Below are 19,128 nucleotides of genomic sequence, written 5' to 3'. Positions count from 1 at the left end.
TGTGAGAAACGCTGATTTCCACCAGCGCCTGCACGCGCGCACCCCGTCCACCTGGGCGCTGTATGCGGTGATGGTGGTCAACGTCGCTGTGTGGCTGCTGAACCTGCTGCAAGGCGTGAACGCGATGCAGCCGAGCTCGGCCGAGCTGTTCGCCTGGGGCGCCAACTCGGCCACGGCGGTGGTGCGCGACGGCGAGTGGTGGCGCCTGCTCACCGCCACCGTGCTGCACGCCGGGGTGATGCACCTGGCGCTGAACATGGTCGCGCTGTGGGACGCCGGGCGCCAGGTCTGCCGCTGGTTCGGCAATGGGCAGTTCCTGCTGATCTACCTCGGCTCTGCGCTCGCGGGCAGCGCGCTCAGCCTGCATTTTTCGGCGCAGCAGGCGGTGTCGGTGGGCGCCTCGGGCGCGGTGTTCGGCGTGCTGGGCGCGCTGACGGCGGGGGTGTACCAGCACCGCGAGCGGGTGCCCAAAGCGATGGCCACGCGCTTGCTGACCAGCCAGGGGCTCTTTGTGGTCTTCATGCTGGCGCAGGGCTTCACCCGGTCGGGCGTCGACAACGCGGCCCACGTCGGCGGTCTGGTGGCCGGCGTCGTCATCGCCTGGCTGCTGATCGAGTTGGTGGACGAGCGCGCCAGCGTCACGCAACGCTTCGGCCACCAGGTGCTGGCGGTGGCCGTGACCGCCTTGGGTGTGGGTGGTCTCGTGTGGTCCGCCCAGCCCGGGGTGGACCACCGCGAGCTGTTCGGCAACCAGGCCATGCTGCGCGAGGTGTTGCCGCCGCTGCAGGCGGCCGAGAAGGCGCTGCAGCAGGACGCCCAGGCCAGGAAGGAAGGGCGTCTGCCGCACGACCGGTTTCTTGACGCGCTGGAGCAGCGCCACATCCCGGCGGTACGTGGCGTGGTGCAGACCATGGACCGCGTGCAGGCCACGCCGCCGTTGCCTTTGCTGGACGACCTGAGGCACCGCAACGTGTACTTGCTGGAAATGATGGAGCTGGAAGTGGGCATGGCGCGTGGCACCGTGGACCCGGCACAGGCGCGGCCGCGGATGGCCGAACTGTCGACGCTGCTCACGGCCGTGGACCAGCGGCTGAAAGACCGCAGCGCGAAAAAGCCGAACTGAAGCCGAACTGATCAGGCGGGCGTGGCGCCCCGTGCGCGCAGCAGGCCCATCACCATCAGGCACTGCGCGGCGCCGTAGCTGCCGAGTACCCAGAGCGCCGATGCGGGCAGGGGCGTGATGAAGCGGTTGATGGCCAGCAGCGTGTCGCTCACCATGAAGCACAGGGCGCCGGCAGCAACCAGGCATGACGGCCCATCGCGCCACACGCTGGCGCGCCCCAGCGCCTGCGAAGCCATCAGCGTGATCGCCAACACATAGACCGCCACCGGCAACCGCAACCCGGGCGGCAGCCCGCCGGCCCACAGCAGCGCGTACACCAGCGCCCCAAGCGCGCTCACGCCGGCCCAGACGCGGCGCCGGGGCAGCCAGGGCGTGTCCTGCCGGAAGCGTTGGGTGTAGGCGATGTGCGCCAGCAGGAAGGCCACCAGGCCGGGAATGAACAAGCCGTCGAGCATCAGGGCCACGTCGCCCGCGAGCGACGCCAGCAGCGCGGCCAGCAGCCAGGCGTTGCCCGGGGCATCCGGCCGCGAGTGCCGGTGCGTCATCACCAGGGCCAGCGCGATGCCCATGGTCAGCGGCTTGAACACCCAGTGCAGCGTGGTCCAGCCCGTGGCTGCGGTGGCCGCAGAGAGGGCCGCGCATTCGATCAGCAGCAGCTCGCCCGCCGTGATGCGCCCCTGCAGCAGCGCGCCCAGCGCCCACTGGCCCGCGAGCAGCACGCCGGCCCCGCTGGCGTTGTGCAGCAGGGGTCGGCTGTCGGCATGCCAGAGGAACAGCGCCACGCCGCCCAGCAGCGCCGCGAACTGCAGCGCAGCAAACACCTGCACGGCGCGCCCGACCGGCGGGTCGAAGCGCTGCACGGCCGCGATGTCAAAGGCCGCAACCGGGTGCTTCGCCGCCACGTCCGCCGCACGCCAGCCCGGGGGCTTGAGCCAGGGGCGCAGCTTGTCGCCCCAGCGCGTGGCGCGCCCGCTGTCGCGAGCGAGCGCGGCGTACACCTCCAGGTTGGCCCAGACCGGGTCCCAGCTCTGCAGCGGCTTGCGCGTGCCGTAGACGCAGGGCTCGCGCGGGTCTTCGGGCTCGAAGGTGCCAAACAGGTGGTCCCACAGCATCAGGATGCCGCCGTAGTTCTTGTCCACGTATCGATCGTTCACGCCGTGGTGCACGCGGTGGTTGGACGGCGAGGCGAACCAGCGGTCGAAGCGGCCCATCGAACCGATCTGCTCGGTGTGGATCCAGAACTGATACAGCAGGTCGATCAGCCCGACCACGACGAACACCAGCGGCGGCACGCCAGCCAGCGCCATCGGCAGGTAGAACACCCAGCCCAGCAGCGGGTAGCTCACCGGCTGGCGCAGCGCGGTGGAGAGGTTGTAGTGCTGGCTCTGGTGGTGCACCACGTGCGCGGCCCAGAGCACACCGACCCGGTGGCCCAGGCGGTGGTTCCAGTAATAGAGGAAGTCGTAGACCAGCAGCGCCAGCAGCCAGCCCACCGGCGTGGTCCAGAAGCCCGTGTCGGGCCACAGGGCGGCGTGGGTGTACACGGCGGTGTAGATGCCCAGGCGCAGCAGCAAGGCAAACACGGCCGCGACCTGGCTCAGCATGCCCAGGCCGATGCTGGAGACCGCGTCGGACAGGCGGTAGGTGTTGTGGCCCCGGCGCAGGCCGACGGCGAACTCGATGGCGATGAGCAGGAGAAAAACCGGTGTGGCCAGAACGATGACCTGGCTCGGGCTCACTGGGCTACCCTCCGTGCTTCGCACTGCGGTGCTGAGCGCCTTCGGAGCGGCCGGGCGGCGCTCATGTCAGCGCGCCGCGCGTGTCGATGGTGATCAGGCGCTCGACGCGGCCGTCGCTCAGGCCGCCGCGCACACCGACAAAAAAGTCGTGCAGGTTGACCGTGGGGTCGCAGTGGCCGGGGATCAGCCAGACCGTGTCGCCCAGCGCGGGCAGCGGCGCGCCGGCGGCGGCGGTGCGCAGCACGCCGTGTTCGTCACCGCCGTTGGCGAACACCAGGCCGGCGGGGTGCGCGACCTGCGGCAGGCCGCTGTCGATGGCGTGGCTCTTGTGGCCGGCGTCGCAGATGGCGCGGTCGGCGCTGCAACTCATGACCTGTGATTTGACGAACAGCGCGTGTTCGAACACCGGCGATGCCGCGTCTCGTTCGTTGGCCGCGTAGTCGGCGTCCATGAACAGGTAAGAGCCTGCCTGCAGCTCGCCCCAAAGGCCGCTGGCGGCCTCGTGCACCAGGCTGCCGGTGCCCGCGCCCGTGACCAGCGGGGCCTCGAAACCCTGCTGGCGCAGCGCATCGAGCGTGTGGCGCACGGCCTGGGCCGAGGCGGCGATGGTCTCCGCGCGTTCGGCCGCGCCGCGCCGGTGTTGCGCGCCGCCGTGGTAAGCCTGCAGGCCGGCCCAGCGCAGCGCCGGGTGCTGGTGGATGCGCCGCACCAGCGCGAGCGCCGCCTCGCCCGGCGCCACGCCGCAGCGGCCCTGGCCGACGTCGATTTCGACGAACACGTCGATGGCCGCCGCCTCGGTCACGCCCGCGCCGTGCAGCGCCGCCGCCAGCCGGTCAATGCCCTCCGCGCAGTCCACCGCGATGGCGAACCGGGTGGTCCGTTCGCGCACCGCAGAAGCCAGCCGCGCCAGCTTGGCCGGCGCGATCACCTCGTTGCTGATGAAGATGTCGCCCACGCCCGCCGCCGCGAGCCGCAGGGCCTCTTCGGTCTTCTGCACGCATACGCCGACCGCGCCCTGCGCCATCTGCAGCCGGGACAGCTCGGCGCTTTTGTGCAGCTTGGCGTGGGGCCGCAGGCGCAGCCCGCGCTCGCGCGCGAACGCGGCCATGCGCGCGAGGTTGCGCTCCATGGCGTCAAGGTCGATGACCAGCGAGGGCGTGTCGATGGCGGCCACGCCCTGGCCGACCCACGCCTGCGCGTGGGGCCAGCGCTCAGGTGGTGCTTTCATCGAGCGATCCGTCCTGCAGGTGCGAGGTGTCGGCCCAGCCCACCAGGCTCAGGCCCTCGGGCGACCAGAGCAGGCGGTTGATGGCGGTGTTGGAGAGGTCCCAGCTGCGCGGCGCCTGCAGCTCCAGCCGGGTCGCGGCGCGGTAGAGGATGTCCAGCACACCACCGTGCGCGACCATCATCACCTGCTCGCCGGGGTGCTGCGCGGCCAGTTCTTCGACCGTGGCGACCACGCGCTCGCGCAACTGCAGCAGCGACTCGCCGCCCGCGGGCACGAAGTCGGGCACGCGTTTGCGCCAGGACAGCGCGTCCTCGGGCCAGCGCGCCTCCAGGTCGGCCCAGGTCTGGCCTTCGAAGCGGCCGAAGGCGCGCTCGCGCAGGCCGGTGTGCGTGGCCACGGTCTGCCCGCGCGTTCGGGCCACCGCCTGTGCGGTCTCCAGGGCGCGGCTCAGGTCGCTGGCGTAGAAGGCCGCGATGGGTTCGTCGCGCAGGGCCCGCGCGAGCAGCTCGGCCTGGCGGCGACCGCGCGCGTTGAGCCCGATGTCGGTGTGGCCCTGGATGCGGGTGTCGCGGTTCCATTCGGTTTCGCCGTGGCGCACGGCGAGGATGCGGGTGACTTGCAAGGGGAACCTGTCAAAAAAAGGCGGGATTGGCCTGCACTTTAGCTGTTCACCCGGGGTCTGAACACCCGGCAGCGCGAGCACTGGCGGGGTGTTTCGCCCAGAATACGGGCATGTCCTCATCCGCACCGGCACCGGCACCGGACTTTTCCTCGCTGTTCCAGTTCCTTCCCATCGGTGCCTACCGCAGCTCGGCTGCGGGTGAGATGCTGCTGGCCAACCCGGCACTGGTGCGCATCAACGGCTATGAAGACGAACGCACCATGCTGATCGATGTGAACCGGGCCCACAGCGACTGGTATGTGGCGCCGGAGCAGCGTGCGCATTTTCAAGCGCTGCTGGCGCGCGACGGGTACGTGCGCGGCCTGGTCTCGGAAGTGGTGCGCCACGCCGACGGTAGGCACCTGTGGATCAATGAAAATGCCCACGCCGTGCGTGACGCGGCGGGTGCGGTTCTCTACTACGAAGGCACCGTGGAGGACATCACCGAACGGGTGCAGGCGCAGGAGGCGCTTGCACGCAGCGAAGAGCGCCTTCGCCTGCTGACCACCCAGATTCCCGGCATGGTCTTCGTGGTGCACGTGCCCGACGAGGGCGATCCCGCGTACCGCTTCGTCAGCGCCGGGGTGCGGCAGATTTACGGGCTCACGCCGGAGGACGTGCTGCGCGACCCGAACGTGCTCTCGCGCTACCGCCATCCCGACGACGCGCCCCGGTTTGCCGACCACATCCGCCGCATCCATGACGGTCTGCCGGACATCGGGTTCGAGTACCGCATCGTCCTGCCCGACGGCACCGAGCGCTGGCTGTACCGGCGCTCGGACACGGTGGCGCGCGAGGCGGGCGGGCAGGTGCGGGTGGGGCTGCTGCTCGACATCACCGACCGCAAGCGGGCCGAGATCGCCCTGCACGAAAGCGAGGCGCTGTGGAAGCTGGCGCTGGACAGCGCGGGCGATGGCGTGTGGGACTGGAACATCGGCACCGGGGAGGAGTACGTGTCGCCGCGCATCAAGGCCATGTACGGGTACGCGGACGACGAGCTGCTCCGCGGGGCCCACGAGCTGGATGGCCGTACCCACCCGGACGACGTGCCGCAGATGCTGGCCGACCGTGCCGCCCACTTCGACGGGCACATGCCGGTCTACCGCAACGAGCACCGCATCCGTTGCAAGGACGGCAGCTGGAAGTGGGTGCTCTCGCGCGGCATGGTGATCGCCCGTGACGGCCAGGGTCGGCCGCTGCGCATGGTGGGCACGCACACCGACATCTCCGATCTCAAGGCCGCCGAAGCCCATCAGCGGGCGCTGGAGACGCAGCTGCGCGAATCGCAGAAGATGGAAGCCATCGGCACGCTGGCCGGTGGCGTGGCGCACGACTTCAACAACCTGCTGGCTGCGATCCTGGGCAACCTGGCGCTCGCGCGTGAGGACGTGGGGCCCGACCACCTGGCGCAGGAAAGCCTGACCGAAATCAGCCGCGCCGCGATCCGTGCGCGCCAGCTGGTGCAGCAGATCCTCGCCTTCAGCCGACGGCAGACGCAGGAGCTGCAACGCCAGCCGCTGCTGCCGCTGGTGGAAGACGCCCTGCGCCTGCTGCGTTCACTGCTGCCGGCGGGCGTGCACCTGAACACGCGCCTGGGCGCCGCCGCGATGCCGGTGCTGGCCGACGCCACGCAGATCCAGCAGGTGCTCATGAACCTGTGCACCAACGCCTGGCAAGCCATGGGCGCGAAGCCGGGCGACATCACCGTGGCCTTGCGCGAAACCCCGGTGGACGCGGCGCTGGCCCTGAGGCTGGGCAGCATCGACCCGGGGACTTACGTCTGCCTCAGCGTGGCCGACAACGGCCCGGGCATGAGCGCCGACACGCAGCGCCGCATCTTCGAGCCCTTTTTCACCACCAAGGCGCCGGGCAGCGGCACCGGGCTCGGCCTGTCGGTGGTGCACGGCATCGTCAAGGCCCACCGGGGAGCGATCGCGGTGCACAGCGTGCCGGGTGAGGGCGCGCGCTTCGACGTGTACCTGCCGCTGGCCTCGACCGCGGCCACGGCCGAAGCACCGTCCGTGCCGGTGTCCGGCCCGGTGCCGGCCCCGGCGGCCGCGGGGCGCCACATCGTGTATGTGGACGACTACGAGGCGCTGGTGTTTCTGGCGGGGCGCCTGCTGCGCAAGCACGGCTACCGCGTGACCACCTTCGTGTCGGGCGAAGAGGCGCTGGACTGGTTTCGCCGCGCGCAGGAACCCGTCGACCTGCTGGTGACCGACCAGAACATGCCGGGCATGAGTGGTGTCGATCTGGTGCGCGCGGTGCGCGAACTGCGGCCTTCGCAGCGCATGGCCATCGTGTCGGGCCACGTGAACGAGTCGCTGGTGAACGAGGCACATGTGGTGGGCGTGAGCGATGTGCTGGGCAAGCAGGACAGCATGGACGCGCTGGCCGAGTCGGTTCGTCAGTTGCTCGACCCGGAGTGAAGTGCCCCCACGCTCCGCCGCTGCGCGGGTCGCTGCCCCCCGAGGGGGCTGTTTCGCCCTGGGGCGGCCCGGCGGCGAAACGAGGGCCCCAACGTTCCGCCGCTGCGCGGGTCCTGCCCCCCGAGGGGGCTGTTTCGCTTTGGGGCGGCCCTGCAGCGAAACGAGGTGCCCTCACGCGCCGCCGCTGCGCCTGCTTCAGCGGGGCAGGTCCACGATCACTTCGCGCACGCCCGCCGGTGGCAGGGGGAAGTCGCGCAACGCGGCGCTGATCATGGCGCGCCAGAGGGCGGGTGAGTCGTTCCAGCGGCTGTCGTGCGCGGCGCGGGTTTCGTAGACCACCCGCCCGCTGCCGGTCTCGCGCACCACGAGCGACACCTTGCGCTCGTAGTAAGGCGGTTCGTGGTACGGAAACATGGGGCCCCAGACCAGCTGGCCGCCGACGCGCGTGCCTTGCCCGCCCAGGCCGAAACCAAACATCGGCCAGAACTGGGGCCACGGATCGTCCCAGGGGGAACGGACCTGGCGTTGGCCGCTGGCGCTGACCTGCACCGTCCAGGGCGATGGGGCGTTGCCATCCACCGCCGTCCAGCCCAGGGGGGCTAGCGCATCGCGAGCGAGCGATTCGAGGGTGCTTTGCCGGGCGGCCGCCGCGCCGTCGCCTTCGCGCTGCGAGGGCAGTCGCTCGAAACGGTAGGTCTGGGGCGCCTGGGGCAGGGCCGCTGGCGCGGTGGCCGCGGTGCCCGAAGCGCTGCCCGTGTCGGTCCAGCGCGCAAAACTCTCGACCTGGCTGTCCACCCGGTAGGTGCTCGCGCAGCCGCCGAGCAGCAGGGCCACGAGCGTGGCGGCGGCGGTCCAGCGGCGTGGCATCAAAGAAGGGGTGTCGGTGTGCATCGCGGATTCTCCAGCGGGATGGCCCGCCCCTGGGCGGAATGGGCGACGGGCCTCAGGCCACGCCGATCGGTATGACCGGTCGCGTGCGGCTTTCGTTCCCAACGGGTGGGTGGGCCGCGGGCGCGGCGTCGAGCGGCCCGTCGGCGTCCGCGTCGACGGGCGGCACCAGCGGTGGCAGTTCCTCGTCGTCGAACGCCTTGTCGCCGTCTTCGTCGGCCTCGCCCGTGACTTCGAGGGCCGCGAACGGGAAGATCTTGCGGTCCATCAGGTGGCTGGGCACCACGTTCTGCAGCGCGGTGAGCATGTTCTCCAGCCGGCCGGGGAATTTCTTGTCCCAGTCGCGCAGCATGTTGCCCACCTGCTTGCGCTGCAGGTTTTCCTGGCTGCCGCAGAGCGTGCAGGGAATGATGGGGAACTGTTTGACCTCGGCCCAGCGGATCAGGTCTTTCTCGGGCACGTAGGCCAGCGGGCGGATCACCATGAACTCGCCGTTGTCGCTCACCAGCTTGGCCGGCATGCCCTTGAGCTTGCCGCCGAAGAACATGTTGAGGAACAGCGTCTGCAGCATGTCGTCGCGGTGGTGGCCGAGCGCGATCTTGGTCGCGCCCAGCTCCTTGGCCACCCGGTACAGGATGCCGCGGCGCAGCCGGCTGCACAGGCTGCACATGGTCTTGCCCTCGGGGATCACCTTCTTGACGATGGAGTAGGTGTCCTGCGTCTCGATGTGGTGCTTCACACCGAGTTTCGCCAGGTACTCGGGCAGGATGTGGTCGGGGAAGCCCGGCTGCTTCTGGTCCAGGTTGACCGCGATGATTTCGAAGCTGATGGGCGCGCGCGCCTGCAGCTTCAGCAGGATGTCGAGCAGACCGTAGCTGTCCTTGCCGCCCGAGACGCAGACCATGACCCGGTCGCCCTCTTCGATCATGTTGAAGTCCACGATGGCGCGGCCGACCTCGCGGCACAGGCGCTTTTCCAGCTTGTGGTTCTCGTGGGCAACTTTTTCGGGGTTCATGTCAACAGCTCAATTGAAAACAGTTCTTGCGAACGAGGGGAAGGCCACCGGGAACGCCGCGGAACCGGCTCCGCCGGGCCGCCAGCGTTGCCCCCTGGGGGGGAGCGCGAAGCGCTGCGGGGGGCGCCTTACCACTCCCCGCTTTCCATGCGGATCGCGACTTCGCAATCCTCAAAAATCTCAAGTTTCGCGATCTTCACGCGCACGCCGATCACGCCGGGCAGCTGCATCAGGCGGCGCGTGAGTTTGCCGATCAGGCTCTCCAGCAGGTTCACGTGTTCGGCGGTGCACTCGTCGATGATGATCTGGCGCACCTTGCGGTAGTCGAGCACGTGGGAGATGTCGTCGTCGTGCGGCAGCAGCGGCTGGGTGCCCTGGTTGAGCTCGGCGTCCACCTGGATCGGCTGTGGGGTGGTCTTTTCCCGCTCCAGGATGCCGAGGTTGGCGTCAAAGCGCAGGCCGGTGAGGGCCAGGATCTGGGTGCCGGCCTGCGGCGCTTGGGGTGTGGTCATGGGGTGCGCCGATCACATCAGCGAAAAATCGCGCTCGAAGCGCATCAGGTGCTGACCGCCGTCCACCAGCAGCGTGGTGCCGGTGATGGAGCGGTTGGTCAGGGCGAAGGCCACGGTCGCGGCCACGTCGTCGGGCGTGGACGAGCGGCCCAACGGCGACTGCCGGTGCAGTTCGGCGAATTTGTCGTCGCTCAGCAGGTGGCTGGTGAGCGTGAGGCCCGGAGCCACGCCGACCACGCGCACGCGCGGCGCCAGCGCCATGGCGAGCATGGTGGTGGCGGCTTCGAGCGCGGCCTTGGACAGCGTGTAGCTGAAAAAATCGGGGTTCTGGTTCCAGAGCTTCTGGTCCAGCAGGTTGACCACCGCGCCGTCGCGCCCGCTGTCCTGCAGGTGCGCGTGCAGCGCCTGCGCGAGCAGGATGGCGGCGCCGGTGTTGGTGCGCAGGTGCTGGTCCATCGTGGCAAAGCCAAAGCTCTGCGCGCTGTCGTGTTCAAACAGCGAGGCGCTGTTGACCACCGCGTCCACCTGGCCAAAGTGCGCGACCACGGCGGGCAGCAGGGCGCGCACGCTGGCCTCGCCGCCCAGGTCGGCAAAGAACGGCGCGGCGCTCCCGGGGCGGCCGGTGAGGGCGTCGCAGTCGGCGGCGGTCTGTTGCGCCTCGGTGGCCGATTGCCGGTGGTGCACCGCCACGTTCCAGCCGGTGCGCGCCAGCGTGAGCGCGATCTCGCGTCCCAGGCGCTTGCCCGCGCCGGTGACCAGCACGGTGCGGTGGGCGTGGGAGGGGGCGGAAGCGGCGCGGGGCATGGCGGACAATGTCAGGGTGAACACCGAATCTGTGAGCGAACCGACAAGTTTAACGAGCGCCCTGCTGGCGCGCCTGCGCGAGGCCATCCGTGCGTCGGGTGGCTGGCTGCCGTTCGACCGCTTCATGGCCATGGCGCTGTACGAGCCGGGGCTGGGCTATTACGCCAACCAGAACCCCAAATTCGGGCAAATGCCCGAGGGCGTGGCGGGGCAGGGCAGCGACTTCGTGACCGCGCCCGAGCTCTCGCCGCTGTTTGGCCACACGCTGGCGCGCCAGGTGGCGCAGGCGCTCGCCGCCACCGGCACCGACGAGGTGTGGGAGTTCGGCGCCGGCACCGGCGCGCTGGCCCTGCAGGTGCTGGACGCGCTGAGCGAACTGGGCCAGGCGCCGCGCCGCTACACCATCATCGATCTCTCGGGCAGCCTGCGCGAGCGCCAGCGCGCCACGCTGGCCGCGCACGCCGACCGGGTGCACTGGGTCGAGGCCTTGCCCGAAACGTTCGAGGGGGTGGTGCTCGGCAACGAGGTGTTGGACGCGATGCCGGTGCAGTTGCTGGTGCGCATCGGCGGGCAGGCCGACGGCCAATGGCACGAGCGCGGTGTGGTGCTGAACGAAGACGGCGCGCTGGGCTGGGCCGAGTGGCCCACCGACCTGCGCCCGCCGTTGGACATCGAAGGCCCGCAGAACTACCTGACCGAGATCCACCCGCAAGGCGAGGCCTTCATCCGCACGCTGGCCGATCGCCTGCGGCGCGGCGCGGCGTTTTTCGTCGACTACGGTTTCCCCGAGGCCGAGTACTACCACCCGCAGCGCCACATGGGCACGCTGATCTGCCACCGCGCCCACCGGAGCGACGATCACCCGCTGGCCGATGTGGGCGAGAAGGACATCACCGCGCATGTGAACTTCACCGGCGTCGCGCTTGCGGCGCAGGACGCCGGCATGAGCGTGCTGGGCTACACCTCGCAAGGGCGCTTCCTGATCAACTGTGGCTTGCTGGACGTGGCGAAAGACGCTGGCCCGCGCGAGAACGCGATGCTCGGCAAGCTGGTGAACGAACACGAGATGGGCGAGCTGTTCAAGGTGATCGCGCTGGCGCCCGCTGGCAGCGAAACCGGTTGGGACCCGATCGGGTTCACCGCCGGTGACAGAACCCACCGGCTGTAGGGTCCGCGAATGATCCGCTGGATGATCGTCATCTTCCTGGCCCTGCTGCTGATCAGCTGGTTCACGCCGCTGCTGCACAAGCTGGGCTTTGGCAAGCTGCCGGGCGATTTGCGCTTCCGCGCTTTCGGTCGCGAGTGGTTCATTCCGTTGACGACCACCATCCTGCTGAGCTTCGTGGCCAGCCTGATCGGACGGATCCTCTGAGGGGTTGATACCCCAAGGGGTGTCTTGAAATCGGTGCTGCGGCGCCCAACTGCATGGAAACCCGTCCGGAGCCCTCTGCATGACCACCGATTCCCTGCACATCGTCTGCCCTCACTGCCACACCACCAACCGCGTCGCCCATGCCGATCTGGGCGGCGACCCGGATTGTGGCAAATGCCACCAGCCCCTGTTCACCGGCCACCCGGCGGCGCTGGACGAGGCGGCGTTCGAGAAACACATCGCGCGCTCGCAGGTCCCGGTGCTGGTCGATTTCTGGGCGCCCTGGTGCGGCCCCTGCCGCGCGATGGCCCCGGCCTTCGAGCAGGCCGCGCAGCAGCTGGAGCCGCAGATGCGGCTGGCCAAGGTCAACACCGAAGAAGCGCAGGCCCTGGCCACCCGGCTCAACATCCGCAGCATCCCGACGCTGGCGCTGTTCGTGAACGGCCGCGAGGTCGCGCGCCAGCCTGGCGCCATGGGCGCGGCCGACATCGTGCGCTGGGCGCGCTCGCAGCGCGCCTGAACGCCGGGGCCGCCGCCCCCAGCGCGGCTTCCGGGGTGTAACTTGGTTACGGGTTCGGCATAATCCCCTGTCGCCCTTGGCCGGTATCGGGTACCGTGCCGGGTCAGCACCTGTGGAGCCCTCACCCATGTCCCCCAACCAACCTGACACCGCCCGCCTGCTGGCCGACGTCGGCGGCACCAACGCCCGTTTTGCCTGGCAAGCGGCCCCCGGCGCCCCGATCTCGGACATCCGCATCCTGCCCTGCGCGGACTACCCCCGGCTGCAGGACGCCATGCGCACCTACATCGACGGCCTGGGCCGTGGGGCGCCGGCGGCCGTGGGCATGGCGATCGCCAACCCCATCACCGGGGACCAGGTGCGCATGACCAACCACCACTGGTCGTTTGCCCAGTCGGCCGTGGTGGCCGAGTTCGGCCTGAAGACCTTCCGGCTGCTCAACGATTTCACGGCGCTCGCGCTCGCCTTGCCCGACCTGCCGGCCGACGAGCTGCGCCAGGTCGGCGGCGGTGCGGCGGCGCCGGGCGTGGCCATGGGGCTGGTCGGCGCCGGCACCGGGCTCGGTGTGTCGGGGCTGGTGCCCGACGGGTTCGGGGGCTGGATTCCGCTGGAAGGCGAGGGCGGCCACGTCACGCTGCCGGCCACCACGGCGCGCGAGCGCCTGGTGATGGACGGCCTGATCCGGCGCTACGGCCACGCCTCCACCGAGCGCGTGTGCTGCGGCCAGGGCCTGGTGGACACCTGCGCCATCCTGTGCGAGGCCGACGGCGTCACCGCCCAGGGGCTGGAGAGCGCCGCGGCCGTCAGCGACGCGGCCTTCAAGGCAGGGCACCCGCAGGCGCTGGAAACCATGCACCTCTTCTGCGCCATGCTGGGCTCGGTGGCGGGCAACCTGGCGCTCACCCTGGGCGCGCGGGGCGGGGTCTTCGTGGGCGGGGGCATCGTGCCGCGCCTGGGCGCCTGGTTCGATGGCTCTCCGTTTCGCGAGCGGTTTGAAAACAAGGGCCGCTTCACCGGCCTGCTGTCGGGCATCCCCGTGTGGGTGATCACCTCGACCCAGTCGCCGGCCCTCATGGGCGCCGCGCGCGCCCTCGGTTCGGCAGGCTGAAACTTTGTGACGTGACCTCGGGTTTTTCCCGATGCCCCGGAAGATTAATTAATGAAAAATTAATGCCTCCGGGGTGGCATGGTGTCTCTCTGGATGGAACACCGCTGCGGCCCCTGGCCCAAGCAGCAACCCCTTCTTATCTGGAGACATGATGCTGAAACTCTCGAAACTCGCGATGGCCGTGGCCCTCACCGTGGCCGGCTCTGCGGCGCTGGCCGGTGAAGTGGAGGTCCTGCACTACTGGACCTCGGGCGGCGAAGCCAAGTCGGTTGCCGAGCTGAAAAAAATCATGCAGGCCAAGGGCCATGTGTGGAAAGACTTCGCGGTCGCCGGTGGTGGTGGTGACAACGCCGCCACGGTGCTCAAGAGCCGTGTCGTGTCGGGCAACCCACCCGCCGCCGCCCAGATCAAGGGCCCGGCCATCCAGGAGTGGGCCGCCGAAGGCGTGCTGGCCAACCTGGACGCCGTCGCCAAGGCCGAGCAGTGGGACAGCCTGCTGCCCAAGGTGGTGGCCGACGTGATGAAGTCCAAGGGCAACTACGTGGCCGCGCCGGTCAACGTGCACCGCGTCAACTGGATGTGGGCCAACGCCGCCGTGCTGAAAAAGGCCGGTGTGACGGGCGCGCCCAAGAGCTGGGACGAGTTCTTTGCCGCCGCCGAGAAGGTCAAGAAAGCCGGCCTGATTCCCGTCGCGCACGGTGGCCAGAACTGGCAGGACTTCACCACCTTTGAATCGGTGGTGCTGGGTGTTGGTGGCGCCAAGTTCTACCAGGATGCGATGGTCAAGCTCGACCAGAAGGCCCTGACCAGCCCGACCATGACCAAGTCGCTGGAAACCTTCCGCAAGATCAAGTCCTACACCGACCCGGCCGCCCCCGGCCGCGACTGGAACCTGGCCACGGCCATGTTGATCCAGGAAAAGGCCGCCTTCCAGTTCATGGGTGACTGGGCCAAGGGCGAGTTCTCGGCCGCCGGCAAGGTGCCCGGCAAGGACTACATCTGCGCCGCCGCGCCCGGCACGGCCAACGCCTACACCTTCAACGTGGACTCCTTCGCCATGTTCAAGCTGAAGGACGCGACCGCACAGAAGGCCCAGGGCGACCTGGCCGCGGCCATCATGGGCACCGAGTTCCAGGAAGTGTTCAACCTGAACAAGGGTTCCATCCCGGTCCGCCTGAACATGAAGATGGACAAGTTCGACGACTGCGCCAAGCTCTCCAGCAAGGACTTCGTGGACACCGCCAAGAGTGGTGGCCTGGTGCCCTCGATCGCCCACGGCATGGCCATTGCGCCCGCCGCCGAAGGCGCCATCAAGGACGCCGTGAGCCAGTTCTGGAACGACGACAAGATCTCGGTGGCCGACGGTGTGAAGAACATCGCCAAAGCCGCAGCGACCAAGTAAGCGTGTGCCCGGGCACCGCGTGGTGCCCTCCGAAACACCTGTCCGGCGCCGTGTCGGCCCGGACAGGTCTTTTTTGCCCCCTTTTTTTCCATCATGTCCATGACCCTGGCTGCCGTTCTGCAACGCGCGCTGGCGGCGATCACCCTGCTGGTGGGTGCGCCCGCCATCGCGGGTGAGGTGGAGGTGCTTCACTACTGGACGTCCGGTGGCGAAGCCAAGTCGGTGGCCGAGCTCAAGGCCTCGATGGCCCAGCGCGGGCACACCTGGAAAGATTTCACCGTGCCCGGTGGTGGCGGCCAGAACGCCATGGCCGTGTTGCGCGAGCGCGTGCTCCAGGGCCAGCCGCCCGCGGCCGCCAACATCAAAGGCCCGGCGATCCAGGAATGGGCCGCGCTCAACGCCCTGACCAGCCTCGACGCCATGGCCTCGTTCGACCGCTGGGACGACGTGTTGCCCAAGGTGGTCGCCGACCAGATGAAGCACAAGGGCCGCTACGTGGCGGTGCCGGTCAATGTGCACCGCGTGAACTGGCTGTGGGCCAATGCCGCCGTGCTGCGCAAGGCGGGCGTGGCGTCCGCACCCCGCAGCTTCGACGAATTCTTCGCCGCCGCCGACCGCATCCGCGCGGCGGGCTTCATCCCGGTCGCCCATGGCGGCCAGGACTGGCAGGACTTCACGCTGTTCGAGTCCATCGTGCTCGGCGTGGGCGGCCCGGCGCTCTACACCCGCGCGCTGGTCAACCTCGAACCCGCCGCGCTGTCGGGCGACGCCATGCGGCGCTCGCTCGAACTGATGCGCCGCATCAAGCCCTACACCGACGCCGCGTCCCCCGGGCGCGACTGGAACCTGAGCACCGAACTGGTGATCGGCGGCAAGGCCGGCTTCCAGTTCATGGGCGACTGGGCCAAAGGCGAGTTCATCGCCGCCGGCCAGACCCCCGGCAAGGACTTCCTCTGTGTGCCCGCGCCGGGCACGGCCGAGGCCTACACCTACAACGTGGATTCCTTCGCCATGTTCCAGCTCAAGGGCTGGGAAGCGCAGAAGGCGCAGGGCTACCTCGCCTACCTGCTGATGGGCAAGGACTTCCAGGAACGCTTCAACCTGCGCAAGGGCTCGATCCCGGTGCGCCTGAACATGCCGCTGGACCGTTTCGACGACTGCGCCAAGGTGTCGGCCCGCGACTTCGCCGCCACCTCGCGCAGCGGCGCCCTGGTGCCTTCGGTGGCCCACGGCATGGCACTCACCCCGGCCCAGCAAGCGTCCATGCGCAAGCTGGTGTCGGACTTCTGGAACAACGACAAGCTCACGGTGAGCGAGGTGCAAAGCCAGCTGACGGCCCTGTCGGCCCCATCGCAGAAATCCCACTGATGAAATCCTTTGAAACCCTCTTGCCCAAGTTGGTGATCACCCCGGCCTTCGTGCTGGGCTTCGCCTTCATCTACGGGCTCATGATCTGGAACGGCGTGCTCTCGCTGACCGGCTCGCGCATGCTGCCCAACTACGAGAACTTCGTGGGCCTGGACCAGTACGCCGCGCTCTGGGAAATGGACCGCTGGTACGTGGCCCTGAAAAACCTCGGCATCTTCAGCGTGCTCTATGTGGGCGGCTCGATGGCCGTGGGCATGGTGCTGGCGATCTTTCTCGACCAGAAGATCCGCGCCGAAGGCCTGCTGCGCACCATCTACCTCTACCCCATGGCGCTGTCGTTCATCGTCACCGGCACCGCCTGGAAGTGGATCCTCAACCCCAGCGACGGCCTGCAGAAGCTCATGCAGGACCTGGGCTGGACGACCTTCAGTTTCGACTGGCTGGTGCAGTCGGACTACGCGATCTACTGCGTGGTGATCGCGGGCATCTGGCAGTCGGCCGGCTTTGCGATGGCGCTGTTCCTCGCGGGCCTGCGCGGCATCGACGACAGCATCATCAAGGCCGCTCAGATCGACGGCGCCTCGCTGCCGCTGATCTACTGGCGCATCATTTTGCCGATCCTGCGGCCGGTGGTTTTCTCCACCGTGCTGGTGCTCTCGCACCTGTCGATCAAGAGCTTCGACCTGGTGATGGCGCTCACCGCCGGCGGCCCCGGTTTCGCGACCGACGTGCCCGCCACCTTCATGTACACCATGAGCTTCACGCGCGGCCAGATCGGTCTGGGCGCGGCCAGCGCCACCATGATGCTGGCGACCGTGGCGGCGATTGTGGTTCCCTATCTGTACAGCGAACTGCGGAGCAAACCCCATGACAGGTAAGCACACCCCCCTGCGCCGCTTCGCGTCTTCCCCCCTGAAGGGGGGACGCACCTGGTGGCCCGGCGAAGCCGGTTCCACGGGTGCCCTTGGTCAAACCCTTCTCGCCGGGTGCTTGTCATGACTGCCAAATCGTTTTCACTCGGTCGCCTGTTCGTCTACGGCCTGCTGCTGGTCGCCGCGCTGTTTTTCCTGGCGCCGCTGTACGTGATGGTCGCGACCTCGCTCAAGGACGCCGAGCAGATCCGCTCGGGCAACCTGCTGAGCCTGCCCCACAGCCTGAACTTCGAATCGTGGCGTCTGGCCTGGTCCACCGCCTGCACCGGGGTGGACTGCCGCGGCCTGCAGCCCTACTTCTGGAACTCGGTGATCATGGCCGTGCCGGCGGTGCTGATCTCCACCGCCTGGGGCGCCATCAACGGCTACGTGCTGAGCATGTGGAAGTTCCGGGGTTCCGAGGTGCTGTTTGGCTTCCTGCTGTTCGGCGTGTTCATGCCCTTCCAGGTGGTGCTGCTGCCCATGAGCCAGGTGCTGGGCTGGCTCGGCATCTCCAGCTCCATCGCGGGACTGGTGCTGGTGCACTGCCTGGCGGGCATGGCCGGGACCACGCTGTTCTTCCGCAACTACTACACCGCCGTGCCGCGCGAGCTGGTGAACGCCGCGCGCATCGACGGCGCCGGGTTCTGGCGCATCTTCTGGCGCATCGTGGTGCCCATGTCCACGCCCATCATGATGGTCACGCTGATCTGGCAGTTCACCAACATCTGGAACGACTTCCTGTTCGGTGTGGCCTTCAGCGGCGCCGACAGCAAGCCGGTCACCGTGGGCCTCAACAACATGGCCAACACCACCAGCAGCGTCAAGGCCTACAACGTGGACATGGCCGCGGCCATCATCGCCGGCCTGCCCACCATGCTGGTGTACGTGCTCGCCGGTCAATATTTCGTCAAAGGTCTCACGGCTGGCGCCGTGAAGGGATAACACATGGCTTCTTCTCTGCACATCAAAGGCATCCGCAAGGCGTTCGGCAAGGGCGACAAGACGGTGGAGGTGCTCAAGCGCATCGACATCGACGTCGCGCCGGGCGAGTTCCTGATCCTGGTCGGCCCCTCGGGCTGCGGCAAGTCCACCCTGCTCAACATCATTGCCGGTCTGGAGGAGCCCACCGAGGGTGAACTGCACATCGCCGGCAACAACGTGATCGGCATGGCGCCGGCCCAGCGCGACATCGCCATGGTGTTCCAGAGCTACGCGCTCTACCCGACCATGACCGTGGCCGACAACATCGGCTTCGCGCTGGAGATGCGCAAGGTGCCGGTCGAGGTGCGCAGGAAGCGCATCGAAGAGGTCGCCGCGCTGCTGCAGATCAGCCACTTGCTGGACCGCCGCCCGGCCCAGCTCTCGGGCGGCCAGCGCCAGCGCGTGGCCATGGGCCGCGCCCTGGCACGCGACCCGCAGCTGTTCCTGTTCGACGAGCCGCTGTCCAACCTCGACGCCAAGCTGCGCGTGGAGATGCGCGCCGAGATCAAGCGCCTTCACCACCTGAGCGGCATCACCACCGTGTACGTGACGCACGACCAGATCGAGGCCATGACGCTGGGCAGCCGCATCGCGGTGATGAAAGACGGCATCCTGCAGCAGATCGACACGCCCGACGAGATCTACCGCCGCCCGGCCAACACCTACGTGGCGGGCTTCATCGGCTCACCCACCATGAACTTCATCCCCGGCAAGGTGGAGCGCGCGGGTGACAGCGGCAAGTTCGTGTTCGTGGGCGGTTCGCTGGACCTGCCCTGCCCGGACGTGCCGCAGGTGACGCTGGGCCAGCGGCCCGAACACATCCACCTGAGCGACGACGCGCCCTGGCGCGGCGAGGTGGTGCTGGTGGAGCCCACCGGTGCCGACACCTACGTGGTGGTGAAGACGGCCGTGGGTCTGATGACGGTGCGCGCCCCGGCCAACACCAAGATCCAGGTCGGCGACAGCGCCGGCATGACGGTCAGCGGTCGCCACAACAACTGGTTCGACCACCAGACGGGCGTGCGCCTCAAGGAGATGGACGCGCACCACGCGCCGTGAAGTCC

Annotated in this window: 18 protein-coding genes; 11 read left to right on the top strand and 7 right to left on the bottom strand. The window is 68.7% G+C overall.

What is annotated here, in order from left to right; all coding sequences use genetic code 11:
• The first annotated feature begins 1 nt into the window (after window position 1).
• Window positions 2–1,123 carry a rhomboid family intramembrane serine protease gene (locus IV088_RS03370; protein ID WP_291097700.1) on the top strand — a complete coding sequence of 374 codons (1,122 nt, stop codon included), beginning with the start codon at window positions 2–4 and terminating at the stop codon, window positions 1,121–1,123.
• Window positions 1,124–1,134: 11 nt separating this feature from the next.
• Here IV088_RS03370 and IV088_RS03365 read toward each other — a convergent pair whose 3' ends face one another.
• From IV088_RS03365 to IV088_RS03355, 3 genes are all read right to left on the bottom strand, one after another.
• On the bottom strand, window positions 1,135–2,862 hold the full coding sequence (locus IV088_RS03365; RefSeq protein WP_291097698.1) for a lysoplasmalogenase family protein: 1,728 nt from the start codon (window positions 2,860–2,862) through the stop codon (window positions 1,135–1,137).
• Between the two features lie 61 nt (window positions 2,863–2,923).
• Entirely contained in the window at window positions 2,924–4,090 is a 1,167-nt protein-coding gene (locus tag IV088_RS03360) for a DSD1 family PLP-dependent enzyme (RefSeq protein ID WP_291097696.1), read from the bottom strand.
• A complete protein-coding gene (locus tag IV088_RS03355) occupies window positions 4,074–4,712 on the bottom strand; it encodes a histidine phosphatase family protein (protein WP_291097694.1) in 639 nt (212 codons plus the stop codon). Before IV088_RS03355 ends, IV088_RS03360 begins: the two co-directional genes overlap by 17 nt.
• 110 nt (window positions 4,713–4,822) lie before the next feature.
• On the opposite strand from IV088_RS03355, the gene IV088_RS03350 reads away from it, so the two are divergent.
• Complete coding sequence (locus IV088_RS03350) at window positions 4,823–7,180, top strand: PAS domain-containing sensor histidine kinase (protein WP_291097692.1); 2,358 nt, start codon at window positions 4,823–4,825, stop codon at window positions 7,178–7,180.
• Window positions 7,181–7,375: 195 nt separating this feature from the next.
• Here the strand turns inward: IV088_RS03350 and IV088_RS03345 are convergent, their stop codons facing one another.
• From IV088_RS03345 to IV088_RS03330, 4 genes are all read right to left on the bottom strand, one after another.
• Complete coding sequence (locus IV088_RS03345) at window positions 7,376–8,071, bottom strand: DUF4136 domain-containing protein (RefSeq protein WP_291097690.1); 696 nt, start codon at window positions 8,069–8,071, stop codon at window positions 7,376–7,378.
• Between the two features lie 52 nt (window positions 8,072–8,123).
• Window positions 8,124–9,083, bottom strand: a complete 960-nt coding sequence (gene ttcA / locus IV088_RS03340) for a tRNA 2-thiocytidine(32) synthetase TtcA (protein ID WP_291097688.1) — start codon at window positions 9,081–9,083, stop codon at window positions 8,124–8,126.
• A 128-nt stretch (window positions 9,084–9,211) separates the two neighbouring features.
• Window positions 9,212–9,595, bottom strand: coding sequence for a dihydroneopterin aldolase (locus IV088_RS03335; protein WP_291097686.1), 384 nt, complete (start codon window positions 9,593–9,595; stop codon window positions 9,212–9,214).
• A gap of 12 nt (window positions 9,596–9,607) precedes the next feature.
• Window positions 9,608–10,399: an SDR family oxidoreductase gene (locus IV088_RS03330; RefSeq protein WP_291097684.1), complete on the bottom strand. Its 792-nt coding sequence runs from the start codon at window positions 10,397–10,399 to the stop codon at window positions 9,608–9,610.
• Here IV088_RS03330 and IV088_RS03325 point away from each other — a divergent pair.
• From IV088_RS03325 to IV088_RS03285, 9 genes are all read left to right on the top strand, one after another.
• Window positions 10,398–11,567 carry an SAM-dependent methyltransferase gene (locus IV088_RS03325; protein WP_291097682.1) on the top strand — a complete coding sequence of 390 codons (1,170 nt, stop codon included), beginning with the start codon at window positions 10,398–10,400 and terminating at the stop codon, window positions 11,565–11,567. The genes IV088_RS03330 and IV088_RS03325 overlap by 2 nt on opposite strands.
• A gap of 9 nt (window positions 11,568–11,576) precedes the next feature.
• On the top strand, window positions 11,577–11,771 hold the full coding sequence (locus IV088_RS03320; RefSeq protein WP_291097680.1) for a DUF2905 domain-containing protein: 195 nt from the start codon (window positions 11,577–11,579) through the stop codon (window positions 11,769–11,771).
• A gap of 79 nt (window positions 11,772–11,850) precedes the next feature.
• Entirely contained in the window at window positions 11,851–12,291 is a 441-nt protein-coding gene (gene trxC, locus IV088_RS03315; protein ID WP_291097678.1) for a thioredoxin TrxC, read from the top strand.
• Window positions 12,292–12,418: 127 nt separating this feature from the next.
• On the top strand, window positions 12,419–13,399 hold the full coding sequence (gene glk, locus IV088_RS03310) for a glucokinase (protein WP_291097676.1): 981 nt from the start codon (window positions 12,419–12,421) through the stop codon (window positions 13,397–13,399).
• Between the two features lie 151 nt (window positions 13,400–13,550).
• Window positions 13,551–14,801, top strand: coding sequence for an ABC transporter substrate-binding protein (locus IV088_RS03305; protein WP_291097763.1), 1,251 nt, complete (start codon window positions 13,551–13,553; stop codon window positions 14,799–14,801).
• A gap of 99 nt (window positions 14,802–14,900) precedes the next feature.
• On the top strand, window positions 14,901–16,169 hold the full coding sequence (locus IV088_RS03300) for an ABC transporter substrate-binding protein (protein ID WP_291097674.1): 1,269 nt from the start codon (window positions 14,901–14,903) through the stop codon (window positions 16,167–16,169).
• A complete protein-coding gene (locus IV088_RS03295; protein WP_291097672.1) occupies window positions 16,169–17,047 on the top strand; it encodes a carbohydrate ABC transporter permease in 879 nt (292 codons plus the stop codon). The genes IV088_RS03300 and IV088_RS03295 overlap by 1 nt, the downstream gene beginning before the upstream one ends.
• 117 nt (window positions 17,048–17,164) lie before the next feature.
• A complete protein-coding gene (locus IV088_RS03290) occupies window positions 17,165–18,025 on the top strand; it encodes a carbohydrate ABC transporter permease (RefSeq protein WP_291097670.1) in 861 nt (286 codons plus the stop codon).
• A gap of 3 nt (window positions 18,026–18,028) precedes the next feature.
• Window positions 18,029–19,123, top strand: a complete 1,095-nt coding sequence (locus IV088_RS03285; RefSeq protein WP_291097668.1) for an ABC transporter ATP-binding protein — start codon at window positions 18,029–18,031, stop codon at window positions 19,121–19,123.
• Window positions 19,124–19,128: the final 5 nt, after the last annotated feature.

Source organism: Hydrogenophaga sp., assembly GCF_018780075.1.
Lineage (GTDB): Bacteria > Pseudomonadota > Gammaproteobacteria > Burkholderiales > Burkholderiaceae_C > Hydrogenophaga.
Note: the sequence above shows the minus strand (reverse complement) of the source record. Positions and strands in the feature narration are given on the sequence as shown.